Annotated in this window: 17 protein-coding genes; 9 read left to right on the top strand and 8 right to left on the bottom strand. The window is 68.0% G+C overall.

Annotated features, from left to right (window positions below):
* Nucleotides 1–2361: DNA translocase FtsK (locus MKK63_RS23690; RefSeq protein WP_244006119.1), on the bottom strand; the 2361-nt coding region annotated here is incomplete at its 3' end.
* Nucleotides 2362–2715: 354 nt separating this feature from the next.
* Here MKK63_RS23690 and MKK63_RS23685 point away from each other — a divergent pair.
* The 3 genes from MKK63_RS23685 (at nt 2716) to MKK63_RS23675 (ending at nt 5791) form a co-directional block, all read left to right on the top strand.
* On the top strand, nt 2716–4824 hold the full coding sequence (locus MKK63_RS23685) for an NAD(+) synthase (RefSeq protein WP_279574818.1): 2109 nt from the start codon (nt 2716–2718) through the stop codon (nt 4822–4824).
* 116 nt (nt 4825–4940) lie between these two features.
* The gene (locus MKK63_RS23680; protein WP_243919075.1) at nt 4941–5171 is read left to right on the top strand and encodes a hypothetical protein; all 231 of its coding nucleotides are present in this window, start codon (nt 4941–4943) and stop codon (nt 5169–5171) included.
* 215 nt (nt 5172–5386) lie between these two features.
* Nucleotides 5387–5791, top strand: coding sequence for a PilZ domain-containing protein (locus MKK63_RS23675; protein WP_244006117.1), 405 nt, complete (start codon nt 5387–5389; stop codon nt 5789–5791).
* A 3-nt stretch (nt 5792–5794) separates the two neighbouring features.
* On the opposite strand, the gene MKK63_RS23670 is transcribed toward MKK63_RS23675, so the two are convergent.
* Nucleotides 5795–6232 (bottom strand): HIT family protein, encoded by a 438-nt coding sequence (locus MKK63_RS23670; protein WP_244006116.1) that lies wholly within the window; start codon nt 6230–6232, stop codon nt 5795–5797.
* 158 nt (nt 6233–6390) lie between these two features.
* Here MKK63_RS23670 and MKK63_RS23665 point away from each other — a divergent pair, with 158 nt between their 5' ends.
* Nucleotides 6391–7350, top strand: coding sequence for a cation diffusion facilitator family transporter (locus MKK63_RS23665; RefSeq protein WP_244006115.1), 960 nt, complete (start codon nt 6391–6393; stop codon nt 7348–7350).
* Nucleotides 7351–7377: 27 nt separating this feature from the next.
* Here MKK63_RS23665 and MKK63_RS23660 read toward each other — a convergent pair whose 3' ends face one another.
* The 4 genes from MKK63_RS23660 to MKK63_RS23645 form a co-directional block, all read right to left on the bottom strand.
* Entirely contained in the window at nt 7378–8232 is an 855-nt protein-coding gene (locus tag MKK63_RS23660) for an SDR family oxidoreductase (protein WP_244006114.1), read from the bottom strand.
* A gap of 10 nt (nt 8233–8242) precedes the next feature.
* On the bottom strand, nt 8243–8422 hold the full coding sequence (locus MKK63_RS23655) for a DUF1328 domain-containing protein (protein WP_007566531.1): 180 nt from the start codon (nt 8420–8422) through the stop codon (nt 8243–8245).
* Nucleotides 8423–8533: 111 nt separating this feature from the next.
* Nucleotides 8534–9913 (bottom strand): chloride channel protein, encoded by a 1380-nt coding sequence (locus MKK63_RS23650; protein ID WP_244006139.1) that lies wholly within the window; start codon nt 9911–9913, stop codon nt 8534–8536.
* 139 nt (nt 9914–10052) lie between these two features.
* Nucleotides 10053–11441 carry a deoxyribodipyrimidine photo-lyase gene (locus MKK63_RS23645; protein ID WP_244006112.1) on the bottom strand — a complete coding sequence of 463 codons (1389 nt, stop codon included), beginning with the start codon at nt 11439–11441 and terminating at the stop codon, nt 10053–10055.
* 538 nt (nt 11442–11979) lie between these two features.
* Here MKK63_RS23645 and MKK63_RS23640 point away from each other — a divergent pair.
* From MKK63_RS23640 to MKK63_RS23630, 3 genes are all read left to right on the top strand, one after another.
* Nucleotides 11980–13107: a hypothetical protein gene (locus MKK63_RS23640; protein WP_244006110.1), complete on the top strand. Its 1128-nt coding sequence runs from the start codon at nt 11980–11982 to the stop codon at nt 13105–13107.
* 315 nt (nt 13108–13422) lie between these two features.
* Nucleotides 13423–13734 (top strand): EthD family reductase, encoded by a 312-nt coding sequence (locus MKK63_RS23635; protein WP_244006109.1) that lies wholly within the window; start codon nt 13423–13425, stop codon nt 13732–13734.
* Entirely contained in the window at nt 13731–14027 is a 297-nt protein-coding gene (locus MKK63_RS23630) for a hypothetical protein (protein WP_244006108.1), read from the top strand. Before MKK63_RS23635 ends, MKK63_RS23630 begins: the two co-directional genes overlap by 4 nt.
* A 74-nt stretch (nt 14028–14101) precedes the next feature.
* On the opposite strand, the gene MKK63_RS23625 is transcribed toward MKK63_RS23630, so the two are convergent.
* Nucleotides 14102–15214 carry an alkene reductase gene (locus MKK63_RS23625; protein WP_244006107.1) on the bottom strand — a complete coding sequence of 371 codons (1113 nt, stop codon included), beginning with the start codon at nt 15212–15214 and terminating at the stop codon, nt 14102–14104.
* A 254-nt stretch (nt 15215–15468) separates the two neighbouring features.
* Here MKK63_RS23625 and MKK63_RS23620 point away from each other — a divergent pair, with 254 nt between their 5' ends.
* The gene (locus MKK63_RS23620; protein ID WP_244006106.1) at nt 15469–16641 is read left to right on the top strand and encodes a zinc-dependent alcohol dehydrogenase; all 1173 of its coding nucleotides are present in this window, start codon (nt 15469–15471) and stop codon (nt 16639–16641) included.
* 516 nt (nt 16642–17157) lie between these two features.
* Nucleotides 17158–17967, top strand: coding sequence for a methyl-accepting chemotaxis protein (locus MKK63_RS23615; protein WP_279574817.1), 810 nt, complete (start codon nt 17158–17160; stop codon nt 17965–17967).
* On the opposite strand, the gene MKK63_RS23610 is transcribed toward MKK63_RS23615, so the two are convergent.
* Nucleotides 17964–18224: a hypothetical protein gene (locus MKK63_RS23610; RefSeq protein WP_244006105.1), complete on the bottom strand. Its 261-nt coding sequence runs from the start codon at nt 18222–18224 to the stop codon at nt 17964–17966. The two genes, MKK63_RS23615 and MKK63_RS23610, sit on opposite strands and share 4 nt — an antisense overlap.
* Nucleotides 18225–18264: the final 40 nt, after the last annotated feature.

The following is an 18264-nucleotide window of genomic DNA, read 5'->3' as shown; positions in this document are numbered from 1 at the left end:
CATGATCAGGCGGCACTCCTCCGGCTTCAGCCGGTAGAGCAGCGACAGGATCATGGTGTTGATCGCCACCGACTTGCCCGAGCCGGTGGTACCGGCCACCAGCAGGTGCGGCATGCGCGCGAGGTCGGCGATGATCGGCTCGCCGCCGATGTTCTTGCCCAGGCACAAAGCCAGCTTGTGCTTGCTCTCGGCGAAATCGGCCGAGGCGAGGAGTTCGCGCAGGTAGACGGTCTCGCGGGTCTCGTTCGGCAGCTCGATGCCGATGACGTTCCGGCCGGGCACGACCGCGACGCGGGCCGAGACCGCCGACATGGACCGGGCGATATCATCCGACAGGCCGATCACGCGGCTGGACTTGGTGCCGGGGGCGGGCTCCAACTCGTACAGGGTGACGACCGGACCAGGCCGCACCGCCAGGATGTCGCCCCGCACGCCGAAATCCTGGACCGTCTGCTGCAGGTTGAGGGCGTTCTGCTCCAGCACGTCGGCATCGACTTCCTCGCTGCCGCCGGGGGCCGGCAGGGCGAGCAATTCCAGGGACGGCAGCTCGTAATCGGCATTCTCGATGGACGCGATCTCCAGATGCCGGCCCGCCGGGATCAGGTGCGCCCGGGACGCAACCATGGGCAGCACGACCGGTGCGGCGGCGACCGGCTCGATCAGGGACGCGACGGGCGCGGCTTCGACCTCAGCCTCGCCTTCGGCCTCGATCTCGGCCGAAACCGGCTCGGGTTGCACCGACTCGGGCTGGGGTGCCAGCTTGCCCCGGAGCAGGACTGGACGCGGGGTCATCGGGATCACCACGCGCTCAACCTCGGCCTGCTCCGGTCCGGACACGGCCGGTGCCACCGCCACAGCTTCGGCCTGGACCGGAGGGAGCGCCGGTGCGGAACTCGGCTGGCCGGCGGCGCGGATCGCGGCCCGGGCCGCCATGGCGCTGAGCATCGGGGGGCGACGCGGCGCCTCGGTGGTCGGCACCTCGGTGGTGTGCGAGTCAGCCGTGGCGCTGCCCGGGCCGAAGACCAGCGACAGGCCGGCCGGCGCCGACGTCGGGGCGGAGGGCAGGAACGCACTCCGGATCGCGGCGTCCGCGTCATCCCGCTGTACGGTCTCGGGCGCCTGCATCCGGCCGTTGTCCTGTCCATCGGCGGGGCGCGGCGGCTGATCGAACCGCACGAGCCGGTCGAGCACGTAGACCGGCCGCGGCGGCTGCACGGCATCCGGGGTCATCGAGACGGCGGGCTCGAAGGTGGCCGGCACCGGGGCGGCCTCGGCAGGCTGCGGCTCCAGGGCCGCCCAGGCTTCCACGGACGACCAGTCGCCGCCGCCGAACCAGGGTTGGACCCCCGACCAGTCCGGCAGATCGGACCAGTCCCGAGCAGGGGCCTCGATAGCGGTCTCGACCTGCGTCAGGGCGGCCTCGTCGATGACGGCCGTCTGGGCGACCATGTCTTTGATAGCCGGCTCAAGAGCGATTGATGCTACCGCCACCGGGGCGATCACGGCCGTCGATGCGGCCAGCTCGACGGCGGGCCGGGCCGGGCGGCGGTCCGGCGTCCGGAAGAAGCGGACGCCCGGCGGGGCGACGAAGGGCTGGCGCCAGAGCGGCACCACCTCGGCCTCGTGGGCGGGATCGGACAGGACGGAGGCGTCCACGACCTGCTCGACCTGCGCGTCGGCGGTTCGGGCGCGCTCGGCCTGTTCATGCTCCGCCTGCTCGCGGGCGGTCCGCTCGGCCTCCTGAGCAAGGGCAGCGGCCTGCGCCTCGGCGCGGGCCCGCTCTAGGGCGACGCGCTCGGCCTCCAGGGCGCGCTGGCGGCGCTCCTGCAGCACCGAATCAGGCGTGCGGGTGTAGCGCACTGCCGAGGCGGTCATGGCCGGATGCGGCGCGGGGACCGGGGCGTGCAAGGGGGCACCGTCCGGAGCCTGTTCGGGCGCGATCGCGGCGGGCCGGCGCGGCTGGCGCACCAGCACGCCCGGCGAGGAGGCGCTGCGGTCGATCCGGCTCTCGAACACCGGTGCCTCCGACGCATCGAGGCGCGCCCGGTCGTCGAAGACCTCGTCGGGCCAGACATGCTCGGGCGTGGCAGCGCGCGGACGCATGGAACGCTCCGGCATATCGCGCCCGACCATCGCGGCGGGCGTGGTCAGCCAGCTCGGCTCGGCCCGGCGCCCGGGAGCGCCGTGGGCCGGACGGGCGGGCAGCCCGGCGGGGGAGCCGGACAGGCGGCGGGTGAGGCTGGCGCGGAGCGCCATCAGCCGATGGGCCAGGGCTCCCAGGGAGAGACCCGAGCGGTCGCCGCCGCGCACCGGGCGGGCGGGATCACGGTGGGAGTACGGAGGCCGTCCCGATGCGCGCATGGGTTCTCGAACGATACTCAAACAGGGATCCGCCGGTGCGCGGCGGCTGCTCCGAGTTAGGCCATTCGTCGTTAATGGAGGCTTGCCATGGGGCCATCTGGCGGAAACCATGTGGGCCCACCCCGTCTCGCGCCGGGCAGCGGACGAAGCGCTCCGCCCAGGGACTCGGTGAGGGGCTCGGCCAATCCAACACAATATGGCTCGCTCCCTCTGCGGGCGGTCTGCCTAGAAAGGCTTTCAAAGCCTGTTCCCCTGGTACTCGATACCGTCCGGAGCCGTCCGCACCCGCCAGCTTCACCCATCGAACGGCCACCGGCCTCGGGCATTCACGATGCGTCGCCGGAACGGAGCCGGATGCCTTATGATACCGGTTGCCACCCCGCATCCGGACAGGTGCCCGTGTCTCAACCCGCCTCCGCCGCGCCGACGCGATTCCGCTCCCTCTACCGCCACGGCTTCGCCCGGGCCGCGGCCTGCACGGGCCGCAGTCACCCGGCCGAGCCCGCGCGCAACGCCGACGCGGTGCTCGCCCTCGCGCAGACCTGCCACGATGCGGGCGCGGCGCTGGCGGTCTTCACCGAACTGGGGCTGTCGGCCTACGCGATCGAGGATCTGCTGCTCCAGCAGACGCTGCTTGATGCCGTAGAGGAGGAAGCCGCCCGGGTGATCGCCGAATCGGAGGGCCTGCGGCCGCTGCTGCTCGTCGGCGCGCCGCTACGCTGGCGTCACCGGATCTACAACTGTGCGCTCGCCATCCAGGGCGGCCGCCTGCTCGGCGTGATCCCAAAGACCTTCCTGCCGAACTACCGGGAGTTCTACGAGAAGCGCCATTTCGCGTCCGGCGCAGGGATCGTCGGCGAGACCATCCGGGTCGCGGGCTTCGATGCGCCGTTCGGCACCGACCTGCTGTTCCCGGCCGAGGATCTGCCGGGCCTCGTGGTCGGCGTGGAGATCTGCGAGGACCTATGGGTGCCCGAGCCCCCCGGCATGCGCGCGGCGCTGGCCGGCGCCACGGTGCTGGCGAACCTCTCGGGCAGCCCGATCACGGTCGGCCGGGCCGAGTCGCGCGCACTGCTGTCGCGGGCTGCGTCGATGCGTGGCGCCTGCGCGTATGTCTACGCCGCCGCCGGCCAGGGCGAATCGACCACCGACCTGTCCTGGGACGGCCAGACCAGCATCGACGAACTGGGTGTGCGCCTCGCCGAGGGCCAGCGCTTCCCGCAAGAGCCGGTCGCCACCATGGCCGATATCGACCTCGACCTGATCGCCCAGGAGCGCCTCCAGGCCGGCAGCTTCGACGACGACGCGCGCCGCCACGCCCTCGCGTATCGCCGGGTGCCGTTCAGGCTGGACCCGCCCGAGGCCGATCTCGGCCTGATCCGCCGGATCGAGCGCTTCCCCTTCGTGCCGGCCGACCCGTCGCGCCTCGCGCAGGATTGCTACGAAGCCTACAACATCCAGGTCGCCGGCCTGGCCCAGCGGCTTGAGGCCACCCGCACCCGCAAGGCCATCATCGGCGTCTCGGGCGGCCTCGATTCGACCCACGCACTGATCGTGATCGCCAAGGCGTTCGACCGCCTGGGATACCCGCGCTCCGACATCATGGCCTACACGCTGCCGGGTTTCGCCACCTCGAACGCCACCAAGACCAACGCCCATGCGCTCATGAAGGCGCTGGGCTGCACGGCCGCCGAGATCGATATCCGCCCGGCCGCCAGGCAGATGCTGGCCGACATGGACCACCCCTTCGCCAAGGGCGAGGCGGTCTACGACGTGACCTTCGAGAACGTGCAGGCGGGCTTGCGCACCGACTACCTGTTCCGACTCGCCAACCATGCGGGTGGCCTCGTGGTCGGCACCGGCGACCTCTCGGAACTGGCGCTCGGCTGGTGCACCTACGGCGTCGGCGACCAGATGAGCCACTACGCGGTCAATGCCGGCGTGCCCAAGACTCTGATCCAGCATCTGATCCGCTGGGCGATCGGTAACGGCGAAGTCGGGCCCGAGGAGGCGCGCACCCTCCAGGCAGTCCTCGACACCGAGATCTCTCCCGAACTGGTACCGATGGACCAGGACGACAGCCCGCAGAGCACGGAGGCCACGATCGGCCCCTACGCGCTGCAGGATTTCAACCTATTCTACACGCTGCGCTACGGGTTCCGGCCCTCGAAGATCGCCTTCCTGGCGCTGCACGCCTGGGGCGACAAGGACCATGGCTTCTGGGCGCCGGACTTCCCCGAAGCCAAGCGGGTTGCCTACGACCTTCCCGAGATCCGGCGCTGGCTCGGCGTGTTCCTGAACCGCTATTTCGGCTTCAGCCAGTTCAAGCGCTCGGCACTCCCGAACGGCCCGAAGGTCTCGGCCGGTGGCTCCCTGTCGCCCCGGGGCGACTGGCGCGCGCCCTCGGACGGCTCGGCGCGCATCTGGATCGACGAGCTGAACCGAAACGTCCCCGAAACTTGACCGTCACAAACTCGACGGATTGTGCCATTATGAGCACGGTCAAGCCGATTGTTACCAGTGTGGACACCAGCACAGGGAACAGGCGGCTTCGAGGGCGGTCAGGCGGAGGACTTCGAATGCGAAGCTACAACCTGTTCCAGCTCAAGGGCGAGGAGGGCCTCTGCTGTGCGGTGCCGGAGGCGAGCACGGTGCCGCCTTTCATCGGTGCCGGCCGGTGGGTTTTCGGCGGCAAGCTCTGTGACGGCAGCCGTCAGCCCCTCGATTTCGACGATCGGGCCGCCGACACCGCCGTACGCTTCAATGGCTTCTACCTGTTCCAGACGGTGGACCGGCGCTTCACGGCGTGAGTGGGAGTTCCGCGCGCACTCTCTCCTCGTGTGCGGGGACGTGAGAAATGCGGAACAGGGGCCTGCCGCATTGCTCCCAGTCGAGAACCTGCGTCCGCCTGCGCTCCATCAAAATTCGGCTGCGAAATAGGTCTCGAGTCCGGTATCCCGACGAAGATTCCTTAAGAGCTGGCGTGCAGACTCTGTCGAATTGTCAGCCTTCCGGAGCCGCCCGCATGTCGGAGCACCGCCGAGAGACGCGCCAGAGGGTCTTCCTCAAGGGGCGCATCGTCTTCAACAACGGGTCGTCCAGCCTCGACTGCCTCGTGCGCGACATGTCCTCGTCCGGCGCGCGCCTCGTCATGAGCGAGACCACGACGCTGCCGGAGGTGTTCGACCTCTACATCCCGCAGAAGGACCGCACCTACCGGGCGACCCTGCGCTGGCGGCGGGAGGACGGCATCGGCGTCACATTCGAGGACGCCGCCCGGGCTCCGGCTGCGGCGGTGCCCGATCCGGTCGCGACCGATGCCTCCGTGACCCTGCTGCTGCGGCGCGTAAGCGAGTTGGAGACCGAGAACGCCGCCCTGCGCCGGCTGCTCGCCAGCATGGCCCAGGGCGATTCGGCCAGCGCGGCCTGACGCCTACCTCTCTGCTTCGAGCGCCGCGCGGATGCGCGCCGCGTGCTCGGCCAGGACCGTGTTGTCGGCCATGCCGCCCTCGTGACGCTTCAGCGGCACGCCCTCCCGCCGGGGGATGACGTGGACGTGCAGGTGGAACACGGTCTGGCCGCCGGCCGGCTCGTTGAACTGGAACACGGTGAGTCCGTCAGCCTGGAACGCCGCCTGCACGCCCCGCGCAACGTGCTGGACGCTCGCCATCAGGGCCGCGAGCGATTCGGGCTCGGCGTCGAGCAGGCCCCGGGCCGGCGCCTTGGGGATCACCAGGGTGTGGCCCTCGCCCTGGGGCATCACGTCCATGAAGGCCAGCGTCTGCGCGTCCTCGTAGACGCGGTGGCAGGGGATCTCGCCGCGCAGGATCTTGGCGAAGATGTTATCGGGGTCGTAGCGCGCGTCGGCCATGCCGCCTCCGTAAAAACCTTGAGCGGCGACAGGTTGCACGGGCCGCCCAGCTGCGTCCACATGGGAACCGGCTGCGCACCGAAACGCTTGCACCGCCGCGGCTGGAGCGTGGCGGTGTCCCGTTGGGCGGCGCGGATCGGGGTGCAGAGGTTTACCGGATGGCGCACGAGAGCACGGGGGCGATCTACGCGGCGGCGGGCGCCAACCTCGCCATCGCGGTGGCGAAGTTTGTCGGTGGGGCACTGACCGGCTCGACCGCGATGCTCGCCGAGGGCGTGCATTCGGTGGTCGACACGGCCAATCAGGTGCTGCTGCTCGTCGGCATGAAGCGGTCCGAGCGGCCCGCCGACGACCGGCACCCGTTCGGCTACGGCCGCGAGATCTACTTCTACGCCTTCGTGGTCGCGCTGATGATCTTCCTCGGGGGTGGCGTCTTCGCAGTCTACGAGGGCATCGAGCGCGTCCGCCACCCCGAGCCGGACGTGGACGCCGAACTCTTCGGCTACCGGCTGCCCGGGATCTGGGTGAATGTCGGCATCTTGGGCTTCGCCATCGTGGCCGAGGGCACCTCGTTCTTCGTGGCGATGCGCCAGTTCTGGGCCGAGAAGGGACAGCACTCGGCCGTGCGTGCGATCCGGCGCAGCAAGGACCCGACGCTGTTCACGGTTCTGGCGGAGGACACTGCTGCGCTGATCGGCCTGCTGATCGCGCTCGCTGGGGTTGCCTCGAGTCATATCCTGGAGATGCCGAGCCTCGATGGCTGGGCCTCGGTGGGGATCGGCCTCGTGCTGATCGGGATGGCCGGCTTTCTGATGGTCGAGACCCATGGCCTGCTGATCGGCGAGGCCGCCGATCCCGAGGTCGTGGCGGCGATCTTCGAGCTGGCCCGCGCCGAGCCGGGCGTGCTCCACGTCAACGAGGTGCTGACCCAGCACCTCGGCCCCTCCGACATCCTCGTCAATCTCAGCATCGACATGGTCGATGACGTGAGCGCGGGCGATGTCGAGGGCCTCGTGACCCGCCTCGACCGGGCGCTGAAGCAGCGCAATCCGGACGTGACCCGGGTGTTCATCGAGATCCAGCAGCAGGGGGATCACGGCGTGCGGCGGGCCGCGTGAGGCGGCCCGCACTAAACCTATCTCGACTTACCCACTCCGCCCCACCTGCTTCAGGCTCAGCGCCCAGACCCGCTCCTGCACACCCTCGTCGCGGCTCTCGGACGAGGAGGCCTTGGGCTTGGAATGGGAGAAGTAGCGGCCCGTGACGCCGTCGAGCTCGGGGGCACTCGCCACGTGGAGCGAGGTCTGCGCCCCCTTCTCCGGCGTGGTCAGGAACGGCCGCAGCAGCGACCATGCGGTGCCGAACAGGCCGCCGGTGTTCCGGGCGAAACCCGTATTGATTACCCCCGGATGCAGGGCATTCACCGTGATGCCCTCGCCCCGCAGCCGTTGAGCTAGGGCATAGGTGAACAGTACATTGCCGAGCTTGGCCTGCGCGTAGGCCCGCATGGCCCCGTAGCGCCGGGCCCCCTCGATGTCGTCGAAATCGACATGCCCCCGGTAATGCGCCGCGGAGGCGACGTTGACGATCCGCGGCTTGCCGCCGGCCGCCGCGGACGCCTTGAGGGTATCGAGCAATTCGAGCGTCAGCAGCACGTAGCCCAGATGGTCGAGCGCCCAAGTGCGCTCGATCCCGTCGACGGTCAGGGTGCGGTGGTCGAAGATCGCGCCGGCATTGTTCACCAGCACGTCGAGGCGCGGATAGGCGTCCCGCAGGGTCGCGGCGAGACGGTGGATCTCGGCCTGCGCCGAAAGGTCGGCGATGTGCGGATCGACCACGGCGCCCGGCACCGCGGCGCGGATCCGCTCCGCGCTCGCCCGCGTCCGCGCGGAATCGCGCCCGACGATGGCGACTCGCGCGCCCAGACGCGCGAGGCCCAAGGCCGTCTCGTAGCCAATCCCGTTGGTCGCCCCGGTGACGAGGCAGACCGTGCCGCGCATCACGCGCGCCTCAGAACACCGCCTGGCCGACCGCGAAGGCGATGACCACGATCACGATGGCGACCAGCAGGAACAGGCCGAACAGGATCCGGGCGAGCGAGCCCGCGCCCGAGGCGATGCCTGTGAAGCCGAGGCCGCCGGCGATCAGCGAGATCACGAAGCAGATGAGGGCCCATTTCAGGAGGGTCATGGCGTCACTCCACACGCGCCCGACGACCGGGCTAGGTTTCGTTGCCTCAACCGATGCCAAGCGAGACCGTTCCGCGGTTCGCTCCCAGGCCGCTTATTTTCTTAAGGCCGGTCAGCCGGTCTTGCTCACCGGCTGCGCCGGCACGTCGGCCCGCTCCAGCATGATCTCTGCGAGCGTGTGGTAGAGCCCGCCCCGGCAGACCGCCTTCGAGGCGACGTCGGAGACCAGCGCGGCCACCATCAGCGGGATCATCATGGCGTGGTTCTGGGTCATCTCGGTGACGATGACGAAGCTGGTGATCGGCGCCTGGAGCACGCCCGTCAGATAGGCCACCATGCCGATCAGCACGAGGGCGCCCACCGGCATGTCGGGCAGGAGGCCGTGGACCGTGCCGCCGAGGCCAGCCCCGACCGCGAGCGAGGGCGCGAACAGGCCGCCCGGGATGCCGCTGATCGAGCTCAGCACGGTGGCGGCGAATTTCAGCGGCGCGTAGGCCCACCCGGCCGCGGCATCGCCGTGGAGGATGTTCCGGGCCTCCTCGTAGCCGGTGCCGTAGGCGGTGCCTCCGGAGGCGAGGCCGCACAGGGCGACGCATAGGCCGCAGATGGCCGCGAACACCACCGGGCGGCCCCGGATCAGGCGGCCGGCCCGTCCGGGCAGGCCGCGGGCGAACAGGATCACGATCCGGCTGAACAGGCCGCCCGCGAGCCCGCCGACGGTCGCGATCAGCAGCACGACCCAACTCGCCGCCAACGGCAGCTCGGCCTGGGTGGTGCCAAAATAGGTGTAATTGCCCAGAAGCCACAGGGAGGTCAGGCCCGCCGCCACGATCCCGGCCACGATCAGGCCGGAGGAGCGCGCCTCGTAGGCCCGGCCGAGCTCCTCGATGCCGAACACGATGCCGGCGAGCGGCGTGTTGAAGGCCGCCGCGACGCCGGCCGCGCCGCCGGCGAGCAGCAGGCCCGGCAGGCGGTCCGGCGTGAGCCGACCGAAGGCGGCCATGATGGCGGCGCCGACCTGCACGGTCGGTCCCTCGCGGCCCGCCGAGGCACCGCAGAACAGCCCCAGGAACAGCACCAGCACCTTGCCGAGGGCCACCCGGGGGGAGATCAGCGAGAACCGGAAGCGCGCGTCCCGGGCGTGCCGGGCCGCGATCACCTGCGGGATTCCCGAGCCCTGCGAATTCGGGAACACCGTGCGGGCGAGCAGCGCCGCGAGCGCGAAGCCGGCCGGCGTCAGCACCAGGGCGATCAATGGCGAGATTGCGATCGCCCGCCGGAAGCCGTCCTGCGCGAGGTCCGCCCCCTTGGCCATCAGCACGGCAGCGAGGCCGACGCAGATGCCCCCGGCCAGGAACAGCATCCGGCCGCGCCAGAGCGGGTAGGCCTCCAGCGAGGCCGAGCGCAGGCGCATGATCGAGCGGCGGTAGCGGGAGCGCCGCGGGCGGAGGGCTCCAGTCGTTTCCCGCACGTCGTCCCGTGTGTCCACCATGATCGAGTACTGCACCCGCGCCGCCGGAGCGGACGCTATACCGCACTTGCTGTGGCGTGGCCCAGGTCAGTCATGGCACGCCGGCCCCGGCATACCGCCCGGGCACGATTGGGGGGCCCTGATCCCGGACCGGCCTCCTTCAACCCTCCGCGGCGCAGAGGTTCTCCACCGCCTTCACGTACCCCTTCGCGTCGAACTTCTTCAGTGAGTTCTCGCTCTGGTAGCGGACGGTCCCGAAAACCTTGCGCCTCGCCCAGGGCCGGTCGTGCAGGCCGTAGACCCAGGCGACATTGGTGAAGGAGTTCGCGTCGCGCCCATCGAGGAAGTAGCGGTTGTTGAGCCGGAGCGTGCGGGCGAACCCCTCCTCGGGCGTGGGGGACCAATCGAGGATCTTCTTACCCCAGTACATCCGCAGCTGGTTGTGCATGTAGCCGGTCTCGCGCATCTCCCGCATCGCGGCGTTCCAGTAGAGGTCGTGGGTCTCGCCAGCCGCCAGTTCGGCCTCCGAATAGGCGTGTGGGCGTTCATCCTTCGCGTGCTCGGCAAGCGTCTTACGCGCCCAATCCGGCACGGCCTTCTCGTACGAATCGTAGCCCTCCGTGTAGAAGACGTGGTTCATCGCGAGTTCGCGCCGGACGATCAGTTCCTCCAGATAGGCGCCCCGATCGTCGTCGTCGCCGATCTTGGCTTCGCGCACCGCCAGGGCGATCTCGACGGGCGAGATCTGACCGAAATGCAGGTAGGGGCTCATGTGCGAGGCGGCGGCCGCCTCCGGCATGTTGCGGCCCGCGCCGTAGCCCGCGAAGCTGTCCGCCACGAACGCCTTCAAGCGCTTGCGGGCCTGCGTCTCGCCGCCGATGAAGCGCTTCACCGGCCCGACCTCGCGATCGAGCGTCATGCCGGCGAGTACCGACTCGGGGTCCGAGACGTCGATGGCGCTCTTCAGCTTGAGCGTCTCGGCCGCATGCTTGGGCTTGCGCGGCTTCAGCTCTTCGATGAACGGATCCCAGAGCCGGTTCAGCTTCGGCCGCAGGGTCCGGGCGGCGTATTCGTGCTTCTTCGAGGCGGTCTCGACTGGCACCACCACGTCGCCCTCGACCTGGACGATCCGGACCTTCACCGCCTTGATGATCTCCGCGTACCAGCCCTTCTGGATGGCGAGATAGCCCCGGTCGAGGACGACGAGTGCCGCATCCTTCGCGAGGTCGATGGCGACCTTGGCGGGCGAGGCCTTGCGCATGACGAAGCCGATCCCGCGCTTCTCCAGACCGGCCTTCGCATCCGCGAGACCCTGAAGCAGGAAGGCGTAATGCCGGGCGTTGGCCTCGGGAAAGCCGCTGGCGCCATCGAGCAGACCGAAGCAGGCGACCACCGGGAGGTCCAGGCGGTTCGCTTCCTCAATAGCGAGTTCAAGCGCCGGATTGAACGAGGCCCGATTGGCCTGCTGCAGGAGATAGAGCACGTAAGCTCCGTCTTCGCGCGGCTCGACATCGTTGAGAACCCGGATCCGCTCACCCTGGATCGCCATGCTCACCCTGATCCCCACTTCGCGCCATGCGCCCAACACTGGACATGAAAGCTAGAGCGGAATGCGTCGTCGTCTCTCTCGGGCGTGGACACGCCCGGCGATCATCGAGTCCCGGGGAAGCAGCCGGGATGAACGTGCCAATTCTGCATCGGGCCAGCGACTTACGCGGCAGGCGACACCGGTTTTATCCGGGATCTCCGAGATCTACCCTCCGGAATGAGCCTGCGGCATTTTCAACACAGGGTTCCGTGGACACGTGTGCCGCCGCACAAAAGGACAGCAGTGCTGTCCTGATGGTCTTGCAATTTTTCGCCGCAGGCGCAGATTGTGCAGCGCGGGACAGCGATGGCGTCGCGGTCCCGCAGCCCTTCTTGGGCGTTTCCTCCCTAGACTTCGGGCCGCTCCTTCGGGAGTGGCCTTTTTTCTGTGCGGTGGTCCATGGGGGCCTGTCACCGAACCGTGTCTGTCCGACTGGATCCGGCCGGGTCCTGACGTCATGCTGGCGCCGAGCGCCGGGACAGGCGCGGGAGGACACGCCATGCGGATCTCTGCGAGGATCGTTGCCGCGCTGCCGGCGCTCGCCTGCCTGCTCGCCCTCGCGGGTCCGGCGGCGGCCACGGACCCGCCGCGGTTTCAAGTCGATCCCGCTTGGCCGAAGCCGCTGCCGAACGCCTGGATTCTGGGTCAGGCCGCGGGCGTCGCCATCGACGCACAGGACCATGTCTGGGTGATCCAGCGACCGCGCACCCTCACCGACGACGAGAAGGCCGCAAGCCTCGATCCGCCCCGGACCAAATGCTGCAAGCCGGCCCCGCCGGTGCTGGAATTCGATCAGGCCGGCAACCTGCTGCGGAGCTGGGGCGGTCCCGGGACCGGCTATGACTGGCCGGCCAACGAGCACGGCATCCAAATCGACGGCCAGGGTTTCGTCTGGATCGCCGGCAATGGCGATCTGGACGGGCAGCTCCTGAAGTTTACCCCCGAGGGCAAGTTCGTGCTGCAGATCGGCAAGTCCGGCCCGCAGACAGACAGCCGCGACACCAGCCGCCTCGGCAAGCCCGCCAACGTCGATTTCGACATGGCGGCCAACGAGGTCTACGTGGCGGACGGCTACTACAACCACCGCATTATCGTGTTCGACCGGGATACGGGGGCGTTCAAACGGATGTGGGGCGCCTACGGCAAGCCGCCCACCGACGACAAGCTCGGCCCCTATGACCCGGCGGCCGCCCCGGCCCGGCAATTCGCCAACCCGGTCCACTGCGTGCGCATCGCCAAGGACGGGCTGGTCTACATCTGCGACCGGACCAACGACCGGGTCCAAGTGTTCAAGAAGGACGGGAGCTTCGTCACGGAGTTCTTCGTGGAAAAGAGCACCCGGGCCAACGGCTCGGTCTGGGAACTGGCGCTCTGGCCGGACGCGAACCAGACCTATCTCCTCAATGCCGACGGGGCCAACAACGAGGTCCGTACCCTGGAGCGGGCCACAGGCGCGGTGGTGGGCGCCTTCGGCCGGAACGGCCGCATGGCAGGCCAGTTTCACTGGATCCACAATCTCGCAATCGATTCGCAGGGGAACGTCTTCACGACAGAGGTCGATACCGGCAAGCGGGCGCAGAAATTCGTCCCGGTGGGGGATGTCGGCTTGCCCAAACGCGTACCGTGACCCGCCGCTGAACACGAAGGGACACGCGCCGGCCCGTTCCCAAGCTTGCCCTACCGGGCAAGATAGCCTCGAAGGATGCATCGGCCGATCGGACCGGGGGTTCTCGCGAACGAATCTCGCCTCCAAGGGCCAACGCCCTAGCTTTCCGCGTACGAACCGGCCAACCTTGTCTCGTTCGAGCGCTCGCTTTCGGCTCGCCCGATGCTGCCCCTATGATCTCCAGTTGCCTCGAAGCGTCCCTTGGGACTCCGCAAAGCGCATCGGGTTTACCATCAGGCCGGACAGCCGGATCGCGACACAGGGAGAAGGACCAATATGATTCTCGTGAGCGTGATGTACCCGTCCGGCCCGAGCTTCGATATGGGCTATTACCTCGGCCATCACATGCCGCTGGTCCGGGAGCGCTGGTCGGCGCTAGGCCTGCACGACGCCAAGGTGGTCAAGGGCGTTGCGACACCGGATGGCGGCACTGCGCCGATCCAGGTCATGGCCCTGCTGACCTTCGAATCGGTCGACGCGTTCCGGAAAGCCGTTGCCGCCCATGGCACCGAGATCTTCGCCGATATCCCGAACTTCACCCAGGCGCAGGCCCAGGTTCAGATCAACGACTTTGCGGAGAGCCCGTGATCGATATCGTCAAGGCGGTGCAGGGGGCTGATCCCAGCCTCGGCACCTACGTCATCGTCCTGCGGGGCGACTCGCGGGCGCTCGACGGCCCGGAAAAGCTGTCGGCTGAGGCCCAGTCCTGGCTCGCGGCCAACGCCCCCGGTGGCCGTCTCGCGCATGTGAAGATCCAGCTCGCGCCCTACCCGGGCGCAAGCCCGGCCGAACGGGACGTCATCGTCATGGCCTTTGCGGAGGCACGGGAACTCGCCGCTTTCGCGACACACTGGACTGGCGATCCGCTGGAGGACGAATAAAGGCTCGGTTAACGGCGATGTTTCACGTGAAACATTCGTAAACCAGTTTACCCAGGTGGGCGTCGCACGCCGGCTCACCGACGCACGGGAACCGGCCCATTCATGCCGGGCCAGTCGGAATAGCCGTTCGCACCTCCCCCGTACCAATAGGCCTTCGGCGCCTCGGCCACGGGTGCGCCGGTGGCGAACCGCTCCACCAAATCGGGATTGGCGAGGTAGGACCGGCCGAAGCTGAACAGGTCGGCCCGACCTTCGGCCAGCTCCCGCTCGGCGAGATCGAGGGTCAGCCCGTTGTTGCCGATGTAGGCGCCCTCGAAGCGGCGGCGTAGCGCCCGGAGATCGACGCCCTCCGGCGCGTCACGGGTCTGCTGCGTCACGCCTTCGATCGCGTGGACGTAGAGAAGCCCGAACCGGTTGAGCGCATCGAGATAGCGTCCGTAGGTAACGTTCGGATCGGAATCCAGCGGGGTCTCGCCCGGCTGCGTCGTGGCCGGTGAGATCCGGATGCCGACGCGGTCACCGCCGCCCCAGACCTCGGTCACGGCCTGAACCACCTCCAGGGGAAAGCGCAGACGGTTCTCGATCGAGCCGCCGTAGCGGTCGGTCCGCCGGTTGGTCGAATCACGCACGAATTGTTCGAGCAGGTAGTTGTTGGCCGAGTGGACCTCGACGCCGTCGAACCCCGCACGCTTGGCGTTCTCCGCAGCTCGGCGGTAATCCGCCACGATGCCGGGGATCTCGTCGGTCTCCAGGGCACGGGGCGTCACGTGGGGCTTCATCCCCTCGCGCGTGAAAGCGGTGCCCTCTGGCTTGATCGCCGAGGCCGAGACCGGAAGGTCCCCGCCCGGCTGCAGGTCGGGATGCGAGATCCGGCCCGTGTGCCAGAGTTGAAGAAAGATCAGACCGTCATTCGCGTGGACGGTCCGGACGATCCGCGACCAGTTCTCCACCTGCGCGTCGGACCAGATCCCGGGGGTGTAGGCGTAGCCCACGGCCTGGGGCGAGACGTTGGTCGCCTCCGCGACGATCAGGCCGGCGCTCGCCCGCTGGCCGTAATAATCGGCGGCGAATTCCGGCGGCACCCCGTCGTTGTCCGAGCGGCTGCGGGTGAGCGGTGCCATCACGACGCGGTTCTTGAGGCTCAGGCCACCAATCGTGACCGGCTGCAGGATCGGGCTGTTCGGCATGGGGGCTCGCAAAAGCTCTGAACGATGGGCGGCATGCGCCGGGCGTCGGGTGCGCGTGTCACGGTCAGAAGCGCAATCGACGCGCTCCGCCAAGCCGACAACCCGCGACGGCAGGGTCGAGGTTCCACGCAGATCCAAGCGCCGGTTCCTTCGACGCGACGTCAGCGGCCAGGAACTTGGCCGTACCGCGCAGGGCTTACCCGGGGAGACGGCCGCACTCGGCCTCACCCCACCGACATCTGGAGACCCGCGTCATGAAGGCACTGTGCTGGCACGGCCGAAACGACATCCGTTGCGACACGGTCCCCGACCCGAAGATCGAGGATTCGCGCGACGTAATCATCAAGGTGACGAGCTGCGCGATCTGCGGCTCGGATCTTCACCTGATGGACGGGCTGATGCCCACCATGGAAAGCGGCGACGTGCTCGGCCACGAGTTCATGGGCGAAGTTGTTGAGGTCGGTCAGGGCTTCACGAAGTTCAAGAAGGGCGATCGGATCATCGTACCCTTCAACATCAATTGCGGTGCCTGCCGGCAGTGCAAACTCGGCAACTACTCGGTGTGTGAGCGCTCAAACCGCAACGCCGAGATGGCGGCGGCGCAGTTTGGCTACACCACGGCCGGCCTGTTCGGCTATTCGCACCTCACTGGCGGCTACGCGGGCGGCCAAGCCGAGTACGTCCGCGTGCCGATGGCCGACGTGGCCCCGATGAAGGTCCCGGAGGGCATGGATGACGAGCAGGTCCTGTTCCTCACCGACATCCTGCCGACCGGTTGGCAGGCCGCCGAGCATTGCGAGATCCAGGGCGGCGAGACCATCGCGATCTGGGGCGCCGGCCCGGTCGGCATCTTCACGATCCAATCGGCCAAGATCATGGGCGCCGAGCGCATCATCGTGATCGAGACCGTGCCCGAGCGCATCGCGCTGGCCAGGAAGGCGGGGGCCACCGACATCATCGACTTCATGAACGAGGACGTCTTCGAGCGGATCAAGGAGATCACCAAGGGTCAGGGTGCGGACGCGGTGATCGACTGTGTTGGCATGGAGGCGAGCGCCGGCCACGGCGGCATCACCGGCGTGCTCTCGGCTGTGCAGGAGAAGCTCACCGCGACCGAGCGGCCCTATGCGCTGGCTGAAGCGATCAAGGCGGTGCGGCCCTGCGGAATCGTCTCGGTGCCGGGTGTCTATGGCGGTCCGTTGCCGATCAACATGGGCTCGATCGTCCAGAAGGGCCTGACCCTGAAGAGCGGCCAGACTCACGTGAAGCGCTACCTCGAGACGCTGACCAAGCTGATCCAAGAGGGCAAGATCGACATGACCGGCCTGATCACGCACCGGTCGCACGACCTTGAAGAGGGTCCGGACCTCTACAAGACCTTCCGCGACAAGAAGGATGGCTGTGTGAAGGTGGTGTTCCACCTCTGAGAGGATGGGATCGGCCTTGGTCGGACACGAATCACGGCATGGTCCGAGCGGCGATGAACTGCTCGGACCACGCCATCCCCAACGGAATTCCGTAGCCTCCGGATTGGCAGCTTCACGGGCAAAATACTCATGCGGCCGCCCTTCGACGCAGCTCGTGATCGAACTAGAATCGACAGAAGAGCGGGGATCAGAGGCGCCCCCCCGCATACCTGCTGATCGTCCGCTCATAACGTGTACTAGTCCAGAATAAGAAGCGACTCAGGAAGAGCAAACACGCTCCTGAAGACTTATAACCGTTCAAGTCCCATCGAGGATTGGTCTTTTAAAATATAAAATTTAGATATTCGTGTACGTAGCTCAGTAAAAATATCTTCGGTCTTAATTCTTAAGCCTTATTGGATTACTCAACAGAGGGTGAGGCTGCATTCCCTGCTTCGAAAGTACGGTCTTTCGGCCTGAGCCGATCCGACGCTCTTGTCGAAAGAGTCGGCACCATCGAAGGGGGGATCAATTCAAATGGCCTTTGTGTTCGATCGAAGCCTCACATCCAAACTTGCGGCTTTGGATCGCTCCCAAGCCGTCATCGAGTTCAATCTCGACGGCAAGATCCTGACGGCCAACAAGAATTTCTTCGGCGCGCTCGGATATCAGCGCGACGAAATCCGCGGCAAGCCGCATGCCTCCCTCGTCGATCCGGCCCGTCGCGCCAGCACGGCCTATCGGGAATTCTGGGCGGCACTGCGGAGCGGTGCGTTCCAGGCCGGCGAATTCAAACGCATCGGCAAGGACGGCCACATCGTCCATATCCGGACCTCGTACAACCCGGCCTTCGACCGCGAAGGGTGGCTGCTCAAGATCGTCAAATTCGCGACCGACATCACCGCGCTGGTGCGAGACCGCGCGCGCCGGGCGAAGATACAAGGCGCGATCGTCGGCGACCTGAACGCCATCGCGGACGCCGCGCCGAACGTCTCGCACCGAGCTGGGCAGGCAGCGGAATCCTCGACGCGGGTCTCCGGCGAGATCCAGGCGGTGGCCTCGGGCGCCGAGCAGCTTGCCGCGTCGGCCGCCGAGATCAGCGGCCAGGTGTTGCAGGCCTCGGAAATTTCTGGGCAGGCCGTCGAACAGGCGAAGTCCACGCTGACGGGCATCGCCGGCCTCAGCGAGGCGGCCGCGCCGATTGGCGAGGTCATGGCGCTGATCCAGAGCATCGCGGCGCCGACCAATGTCTTGGCCCTCAATGCCACGATCGAAGCGGCGCGCGCCGGCGCGGCGGGGCGCGGTTTCGCGGCGGTCGCTGCCGAGGTCAAGGAGCTGGGCAATTAGACGTCCCGGGCGACCGAGCAGATCGGATCGCAGATTTCCGGAACGCAGGAGGCCACCCGGGAGGCGGTCGGGGCGATCCAGGCGACGATCGTGCGGCTGAACGAGGTTGCAGGCGCGATCTCCACAACCGTCGAGGAGCAATCCGCGGTGACGCGTGAGATGTCGGCGAACTTGCAGACGGCCTCGCAGGGCGTCGGCGCGATCACCCAGGGCCTCGGCAGGATCGCCCAATCGGCCAGCGAGGCGGACCGAGCCACACAGACGTTGCGGACCGCCGCCCAGAGTCTCGCTTGATCC

The sequence above is a fragment of the Methylobacterium sp. J-088 genome, from assembly GCF_022829295.1.
Taxonomy (GTDB): Bacteria; Pseudomonadota; Alphaproteobacteria; order Rhizobiales; family Beijerinckiaceae; genus Methylobacterium.
The sequence above is the reverse complement of the archived record's forward strand: the minus strand, read 5'-3'. Positions and strand labels throughout refer to the sequence as shown.